Annotated in this window: 6 protein-coding genes; 1 reads left to right on the top strand and 5 read right to left on the bottom strand. The window is 73.7% G+C overall.

Annotated elements, in window-relative coordinates; translation table 11 throughout:
* Positions 1-95: 95 nt before the first annotated feature.
* From SM452_RS22915 to SM452_RS22900, 4 genes are read right to left on the bottom strand one after another with little or no spacing between them, the layout of a single operon-like run.
* Complete coding sequence (locus SM452_RS22915) at positions 96-503, bottom strand: VOC family protein (protein WP_135239722.1); 408 nt, start codon at positions 501-503, stop codon at positions 96-98.
* Between the two features lie 9 nt (positions 504-512).
* Positions 513-1793 carry a cytochrome P450 gene (locus SM452_RS22910; RefSeq protein ID WP_463840665.1) on the bottom strand — a complete coding sequence of 427 codons (1281 nt, stop codon included), beginning with the start codon at positions 1791-1793 and terminating at the stop codon, positions 513-515.
* A gap of 32 nt (positions 1794-1825) precedes the next feature.
* Positions 1826-3229, bottom strand: coding sequence for an NAD(P)/FAD-dependent oxidoreductase (locus SM452_RS22905; protein WP_463840664.1), 1404 nt, complete (start codon positions 3227-3229; stop codon positions 1826-1828).
* Between the two features lies 1 nt (position 3230).
* The gene (locus tag SM452_RS22900) at positions 3231-4955 is read right to left on the bottom strand and encodes an FAD-dependent oxidoreductase (protein WP_262014479.1); all 1725 of its coding nucleotides are present in this window, start codon (positions 4953-4955) and stop codon (positions 3231-3233) included.
* A 73-nt stretch (positions 4956-5028) separates the two neighbouring features.
* On the opposite strand from SM452_RS22900, the gene SM452_RS22895 reads away from it, so the two are divergent.
* A complete protein-coding gene (locus SM452_RS22895; RefSeq protein ID WP_355511225.1) occupies positions 5029-6330 on the top strand; it encodes a condensation domain-containing protein in 1302 nt (433 codons plus the stop codon).
* Positions 6331-6487: 157 nt separating this feature from the next.
* Here the strand turns inward: SM452_RS22895 and SM452_RS22890 are convergent, their stop codons facing one another.
* Positions 6488-7867: a cytochrome P450 gene (locus SM452_RS22890; RefSeq protein ID WP_262014481.1), complete on the bottom strand. Its 1380-nt coding sequence runs from the start codon at positions 7865-7867 to the stop codon at positions 6488-6490.
* Positions 7868-7947 lie beyond the last annotated feature (80 nt).

Here is a 7947-nt window from a genome sequence, read left to right as displayed (position 1 = left end):
GACATCGAACAGCCCCTCCTGGCTACCCATACCGGGATCATCCCGCACGAATAATCATGATCTTCGCGCGGGTTGCCGGTTACTGAGACACGCTCCTAGGCCGGGGCCGGGGTGCTGCCGGGCTGATAGGTGCCGATGATCCAGACGTTGCCCTCGGGGTCCCGGGCGGCGTACCCGCGGGACGTCCCGAAGTCCTCGTCCTTGAGTTCCCGGATGATCTCCGCGCCGGCCGCGACGGCGCGGGCGTGGTGCGCGTCCGGGTCGTCCACCACGAGGTAGAGGCCACCCTGCCCGACCTCGGTGGCCAGGCGGGTGCCGGTGCCGACGGAATTGACCATCACCGCTGAGCCGCGCCAGCCGAGCTCGGCGTGCGCGATGGTCCCCTCGGGGCCGGGGAACACCACGTTCTTGGTGAACCCGAACGCCTCGACCAGCCATTCGATCGCCTTTTCGGCATCCCGGTACAGCAGACACGGGTAGATGCCGACCGCATTCTCCGTCATGCCCGAACGCTACGACGCGGGCCAGCGCACCAACAGCCGTTCAGGTCCGTGGAACGAGGTGTTCGGGGCGTGGCCGAAGTCCTGGCCGGGCACCAGTTCCAGCGCGGGCAGGCGGCGGGTCAGTTCCTCCAGGACGACACGCAGTTGCAGCCGGGCCAGGTGCGCGCCGAGGCAGGCGTGGTTGCCGTCGCCGAACGCCAGGTGCCGGCGCACGCCGCGCCGCGCCGGATCGAACGTGTCCGGGTCGGCGAACATCTCGGCGTCCCGGTTGGCCGACGCCGTCACCAGCAGCAGCCGGGCCCCGGCGGGCAGCGGCACGCCACCCAGGACGGTGTCGCGGACCACCCGGCGCCGCCAGGCGACGACGGGGGGCCGCAGCCGCAGGCACTCCTCCACCGCGGCCGGGATGCCGGCCGGGTCGGCGCACAGCGCCGCCCACGCGCCCGGCGTCTCCAGCAGCGTCCGCACCGCGTTGGCCGCGCCGGACGCCGTGGTCTCGTGCGCCGCGGTGGTGCCGTTGAGCACCAGCGACTGCAGGTACGAGTCGCTGAACAGCTCCGGGTTGCGGGCCTGGGCGCGGACCGCGTGGGCGATCCAGCCGGCGCCCCGGCCGCCGGTCTCCTTGAGCCCGCTCACCAGGCGGGCGGCGTACTGCCAGTACCGGCCCATCACGTCGCACGCGGCCACCTGCTCGTCGTCGGTGGGCAGCCCCCAGTTGAACACGGCCTGGGACACCGAGTAGCCGCGCACCTCGGCCAGGTCCTCGTCCGGTACGCCCATGAAGACGGCGACGACCAGGGCGGGCACCTCCCACAGCAGCTCGGCCACCAGGTCGGCGTGGCCCCGGCCGGCGAACGCGTCGATCCGCTCGCCGACGAGCGCGCGCACCCGCGGTTCCAGCCGCTGCACCCGGCGCCGGGTGAACGGCCTGGCGAGCCGGCGCCGCCGCCGCAGGTGCACCGGCTCGTCCTCGTTCGCCAGCACCGGGCCGCCGGTGAACCGCCGCCGGACCAGCTCGCGCAGGGCGGGACGGGACAGCGGGCGGTACGGGTCCATCGCGTTGGCGGCCGAGAACGTGTCCGGGTCGCCGAACACGGCACGCACGTCCCGGTACCGGGTGACGATCCAGTAGTCGAGGCCGGGGTGGTGGAAGACCGGCCGCTCGGCGCGCGCCCCGGCGAGACTCGCCCCGGCTTCGGCGTTGTAGGCGGGGCCGAACGGCTCGAAGTCCGCGGCGCCGGTCACCGGGCAGCGGGCGGGAGCGTCGGTCCGGGCGGGTCGTGCGTCCATGGTGGCCTCCGAAGGTGCCGTCCGGTCGCGGCTCAGGCGGCGACTATCGCCTCGAACTCCCGCCGGGCCGGTCCCTCGACGGCGTCGTCGGTGACGGTCCGGCCGTCGAGGAACCCGGTCACCCGGCGCACCACGTCACGGTCGCCGAGCAGCTGGGCGGGTGTGATGAGCAGGTGCGCCATGCGGCCGAGCGCGCGGGCGACGACCTCGTCCCGCCCGGCCAGCACCTCCATGCCGGCCATGAAGCGGGCGAACGGGTCGTCGGACACCGGCGGCGGCTGGCCGCGCAGCCCGGCCGCCATCCGCCGCAGGCCCGCGGTGTCGGCGGTGACCTGGGTGCGGTACCACACGCCGAGGTTGCGGGCGGTCCACGCCTCGAACGCGTCGGTGAACGCCGCCGAGCCCGGGTCACCGGCCGTGTCCAGGGTGCGGGCGAGCTGCTGGGCGTGCAGGAACGCGATCGAGACGCCCCGGCCGTACGTCGGGTTCGTCTGGAGGGCGGCGTCGCCGAGCAGGACCAGCCCGGCCAGCGCCGGTCCGTCGTCGTCGTGCATCCGCTGCCAGCGGTTGGCGATGCCGGACATGGTGCGCACCGGCCCCTGCGGTACGCCCCGGCGGGCCCACCGGTGGGTGTGCGGCACCGCGGCGATGAACCGGTCCCACGTGGCCGGGCGGCGCAGCGCGTGGCGCAGCTCGTCCTGGTCGGACAGCGTCACCGACAGCGAGAAGGTGCCGCTGTCGGCCGGGAACGCGAGCGTGGCGGCGTACCCGAGGCTCATCGCGAGCGGCCGGTCCAGCGGTGGCAGCTCGGCGCCGGGCCGCAGCCGGTAGTGCCGGGTCAGGTAGACGAACCCGCACGGATGCACCAGCGCGGGCGGGCGGCGCACGTCGATCGAGTCGAGCAGCCGGGCGTGCCGTCCGGCGGCGTCCACGACGAGGTCGGCGGACACCACCTCGCCGGAGTCGAGCCGGACGCCGTCCACCGTCGGCACGCCGCCGTCCGGGCTCCCGGTGACCAGCGCGCGGGCGGTCGCACCGGGTCGCAGACGTACGGTCGGTTCGCGTCCGACGGCGCGGCGCAGCACCGCCTCGTGCATCAGCCGCCGGGCGGCGAGCGCGAACTCGTCGACCGGCGGCGGCCCGGTGTGCAGGCGGCTGACCGGTACCCGCACCGCGCCGGCCGCGACGAGGTCGTCCAGGACGTCCGGCGCCTCCTCGGCCAGCACCCGGCACGACCGGGCCAGGAACTTGTGCGAGTGCCGTCCCTGCGGCAGGCCCGGCCGGTGCCAGTCGGTGAACCACCGGTCCGCGCCCGCGCCGTCCGGCGGCGCGGCGGCGTCGCGTTCCAGCAGCGTCACCTCGTGGCCCCGGCGGGCGCAGAACAACGCGGCGGCCAGGCCCGCCATGCCGGCCCCGACGACGGCGATCCGGCTCACGTCAGCGGCGGATGTTGGAGAAGAACCGGATCGCGGTGCGTCGCAGCGCCGGCTCGGACCACTGCGGCGGCTCGACCGGCTCGGGAGCGCGGCCGAGGACGGTGGTGAGGGCGTCGCGCAGCGCCCGTTCCGGGTCGTCGGGCCGGGACAGGGCCCGCCACACCACGTAGCCGTCCGGCCGGACCAGGACGGCGGTGTCCGGGCCGAGGTCGTAGCGGCGTGCCGCCTCGCCGGTGTGGTCGGTCAGGTCGGCGCCGAAGGCGTACACCGGCAGTGGCACGCCCAGCGCGGCGGCCTGCTTCTCGGCGGCGGCCCGCCACGGCGTGCCGGGCGAGCCGAGCAGCAGCACGTGGTCGCGGCCGAACAGGTCCAGCAGCGAGATCTCCCGGTCGCCGTGCCGGACCGGCACGTGCGGCGCGCGGCTGCCCGGCCGGGCCTGCGCCAGCTCCGGGTCCTCCAGCAGGTCGCCGTCGTCGTCGGGCTCGGTGCTGACGAACGGCGAGTGGACGCGGTAGCCCAGGTGCTCCCAGACCGGGCTCACCTCCTCGGCGAACTGCAACGTCTTGAGCTGCGGCGCCATCCGCTCGGAGAGGCGGTGCAGCTGCCGGTTGGCGGTCGACTCCCCCACCGGCCGCCGCTCGGCGTCGTAGCCGGTGAGCAGGTTCGGCCCGGCGTATCCGGCGACGACGGCGGCGATGCGCCAGGCGATGTCGTAGCCGTCCTGGATCGCCGTGGCGCCGCCCAGGCCGCCGGTCTGCGGCATGACGTGCGCGCTGTCGCCGGCCAGGAACACCCGGCCCTCGCGCATCCGGTCGGCGACCCGGTGGGCGATGACGAACGTGGACTGGTCGGTGATGGTCACCTCCAGGTCCGGCTCCACCATGGCCTTGCGGACCAGCTCCACGCAGCGCTCGTCGGTGAAGTCGTCGTCGCTCTCGCCGCGCTCGATGAAGTAGTTGATGCCGAGCAGGTGGGCGCCGGAGACACCGAACACCTCGCGGGCGTTCTCCAGGTACGCGTACAGGCCGGTGAACTCGTCGTTCTTGAAGTACGTCAGCAGCGCCTTGCGCCCGGCCAGCAGCTCGGTCAGGTCGGCGTCGAAGAGGATGGTCCGGCACCGCCACAGCTCGCCGACGCCGTGCGTGGGCAGTTCCAGCCACTCGCGGACCGGCGCCTGCCAGCCGTCGGCGGCCACCAGGTAATCGGCGGCCACCCGGTAGCGGCGCCCGGTGGGCAGGTCGACGAGGGTGGCCACCACGCCGTCGTCGTCCTCGTCGAAGGACTCAAGCCGGGTGGAGAAGCGCAGGTCGCCGCCGAGTTCCTCGGCGGTGCGGCGCAGGATCGCCTCGATCTTGGACTGCGGCAGGGCGCCGAACCCGGCCGGGGTCAGCCGGATCAGCCGCGACATGGTGTCGTCGTTGCCGGCCAGCAGGACCTCCGGGTCCGGGTCCTTCATGTCGGTGGCGATGGTGATGTGGGCCTCGTTGACGAAGTCGATGACGTCGGCGGCGAGGATCTTCTCCTCCAGGCCGGGGATCTGGCGCAGCAGCTCCATGCTGCGGTGCACGATGCCGAAGGCCTTCGGCTGCACCGAGGTGCTCGGATGGCGTTCGACGAGGGTCACCGGCACACCGCGCCAGGCCAGGAAGAGCGCCGCGGTGAGCCCGGCGTAGCCGGCGCCGACGACGATGACCCGGGTCCGGTGTTCGATCGCATCCTCAGACATGGGTTAGGACTACCACGAGTGTCCGGACCGGCAGTAGAGCGCAGATAGCAGATACGCCCATAGACTCCTCGCCATGTCGTACACGGAGATCCCGGCCTCCATCGGTCAGCGGCTGATGTGGTTCCTGGCGCACTACCGAGCCGAGACGGCGTCGGTCAACTGCCCGGCCGGCTTCCGCATCCGCGGGCCGCTCGACCCCGACAAGCTGGCCGGCACCGTCGACATCCTGATGCGGCGGCACGAGTCGCTGCGCACCACGCTGCACCGGCGCGGGCGCGACCTGGTGCAGCGCGTCCACGAGCCCGGCCCGACCCGGGTGGAGTGGACCGAGCTGCCGGCCGGCGCGGAGGCGGAGGTCCAGCGGCAGTACGCCGAGGAGCTGCGCGCCCCGATCGCCGTCGAGCAGGCCCCGGTGCGCTGGCACGCCTGGCGGATCGGCGCCGACGACCACGTGCTCTGCGCCAACATGCACCACCTGGTCTCCGACGCCTGGTCCTGCGGCGTGCTGATCAATGACGTGATCGCGCTGCTCGGTGACGGCGCGCCGCCGGCACCGGTCGGGTGGCAGTACCGGCAGTTCTCCGCCTGGCAGCACGAGCAGAGCGCCTCCGGGCAGCTGCGCGCCGACCACGACTACTGGGCCGCCAAGCTCGACGGGATGCGGGTGCCCGACCTGCCCGCGCGGCGCCCCGGTCAGGGCGCGCCGCGCCCCGGGCTGGCGCTGCACGAGTTCGGCGACGCGGACGCGGCGGCGCTGCGCGCGTTCGCCAAGGCCGAGCGGACCACGCTGTTCCCGGTGATGCTGGGCCTCTACTACCTGCTGCTGCACACCGAGACCGGCGCCGACGATCTGGCGGTGGCCTCGCTGTTCGCCAACCGCACCCGGCCGGAGGTGCAGCTGACCGTCGGCTTCTTCGCCAACATGCTGGTGCTGCGCACCCGGCTGGCCGACGGCGGCTCGTTCCGCGACCTGCTCGCCGCGACCCGCCGTACCGTCCTGGACGCCGTCGTGCACCAGGGCGTGCCCTACCAGACGGTGCCGGTGCCGGCGCTGCGCGAGGCCGGCGGCCGGGTCAACGACGTGGTCTTCCAGATGCTGCCGGACCGGGCGCCGGACTCCTGGTCGCCGACCGCGGTGCGCAACGGGCTGGAGATCGACACGTTCCGGCCCAGCCAGGGGCTGAGCCGCTTCGGCCTGAGCCTGACCGTCATCCCCCGCGCCGACCGGTTCGACGCCCGGCTGTCCTACGCCGAGGACCAGTTCGAGCCGGCCTGGGCGCAGGACTTCGTCCGCCGCTACGCGGAGCTGGCCGGGCGCGTCCTGGCCGACCCGGACGCGCCGCTGCGCCGCCTGGTCGCCGCCGCCGGCCGCTGAGCCACCGACGGCCGCTGAGCCACCGACGGCCGCTGAGCCGCCGCCGGTCGCTGAGCTCTCGGCCACCCGGCCGCGCCGTCGGGCGGGTTCCCGGGCCGACTGCCGACACGGGACGGGCCGGCCCTCGTCGAGGGCCGGCCCGGTCGATCGGTACGTCTCAGGCGCTCGCCGCCTGCCTACGCGGCTCGGCCACGACTGTCGCCCCCTCGGACGGGGTGAGCAGCACGTGCGAGGTCTTCTGTGCCTCCGGACCGGCGCCGTCGGGGCGGCGCAGGTCCATCCGCTTGATCACCTCGGGGATGACCGCCTTCATCTCGATCATGGCGAACTGCGCGCCCAGGCAGTGCCGCCGGCCGCCGCCGAACGGCAGGAACGCCGCCTTCGGCACGTCCTCGCCGAGGAAACGGTCCGGCCGGAACTCCTCCGGCGACTCGAACGACTCCTCCCGGCCGTGCAGCAGCGGCACCGACGGCGCGACCCACCAGCCGCCCGGCACCGTGTAGCCGCCGATCTCCAGCGGGCCGGACAGCGCCCGCGGCATCACCGGCACGATCGGCCGGGTCCGCATGGTCTCCTTGATGACGGCCTCCAGGTACGTCTCGTCGCCGTCCTTGGTCTCCTCCAGCAGTCGCCGGTAGACGTCGGGGTGACGGACGAGCCGCTCGAAGACCCAGGCCATCGCCGCGGCGGTCGTCTCGTATCCCGCCTCCAGCAGCGTCATGAGCGCGTCGCGCAGCTCCAGGTCGGTCATCGGCGTGCCCTGGTCGTCCGCGGCGCGCAGCAGCTGGGACATGATGTCCTTGCGCTCGGCGTTGTCCGGCTCGGCCCGCCGCCGCCGGATCTCGTCGTAGAGGATCGCGTCGCAGTCCGCGCGCGCCTGGGTGAACCGGGCCGCCGCGCTGCCCGGGATCTTGCGGAAGATCGGCTCGATGCCGGCCCACGCCGAGCGGGACAGCACGAACGCCAGCGTCTCCATGCTGGATGCCGACGCGGTCAGCCGGGGCAGCATCTCCCGCAGCTGGGCGACCCGTTCGAGGTCGCGGATGCCGAACACGACGCGCAGGAGCACGTCCAACGCGATGGTCTGCATCTTGGGCCGGACCGGGAACGGCGTGCCGACCGGCCAGGTGGCGACCGACTCGACCGCGATGCGGCGGATCTCCTCCTGGTAGCTCTGCAGGTAGCGGGTGTGGAACGCCGACCCGATCATCTTGCGTTGCCGCAGCCACTCGTCGCCGTCGAGCACCAGGATGGAGTAGTCGCCCACCATCCGCTGCAGGAAGTCCTGCCGGGTACGGCCGGCGTTGCCGACGCTGCGGTCGGTGGCGAACACCTGGCGGGCGAGGTCCGGGTTGGCGACGTACACGATCGGCGGCATGCCGATCAGCGACACCGTGAAGATGTCGCCGTACTTGCGGTGGTTCTGGTCGAGGTAGTCGATCGGACCCCGGACGAACGACGCGGTCTGTACGAACCGCGGCGCGTTCGACCCCGGTGGAGTCTTCGAGGTGGTCGACCTGGTCGGAGCGGAAGTCATGCCAGTCTCCCCTGTGGGCAGGCGACGATCGCCACGGATGCACGCGTGGACGCTGCGGCGGCCGCCCCGTAACGAGGCCC

This window comes from Micromonospora sp. SYSU B005 (genome assembly GCF_055362685.1).
The sequence above is the reverse complement of the archived record's forward strand: the minus strand, read 5'-3'. Positions and strand labels throughout refer to the sequence as shown.

What these genes read in the sequence shown, in the direction of transcription:
- SM452_RS22890 (WP_262014481.1), bottom strand. Translation starts at nt 7,867, where the DNA reads ATGACTTCCGCTCCGACCAGGTCGACCACCTCGAAGACTCCACCGGGG.
- SM452_RS22895 (WP_355511225.1), top strand. Translation starts at nt 5,029, where the DNA reads ATGTCGTACACGGAGATCCCGGCCTCCATCGGTCAGCGGCTGATGTGG.
- SM452_RS22910 (WP_463840665.1), bottom strand. Translation starts at nt 1,793, where the DNA reads ATGGACGCACGACCCGCCCGGACCGACGCTCCCGCCCGCTGCCCGGTG.
- SM452_RS22900 (WP_262014479.1), bottom strand. Translation starts at nt 4,955, where the DNA reads ATGTCTGAGGATGCGATCGAACACCGGACCCGGGTCATCGTCGTCGGC.
- SM452_RS22915 (WP_135239722.1), bottom strand. Translation starts at nt 503, where the DNA reads ATGACGGAGAATGCGGTCGGCATCTACCCGTGTCTGCTGTACCGGGAT.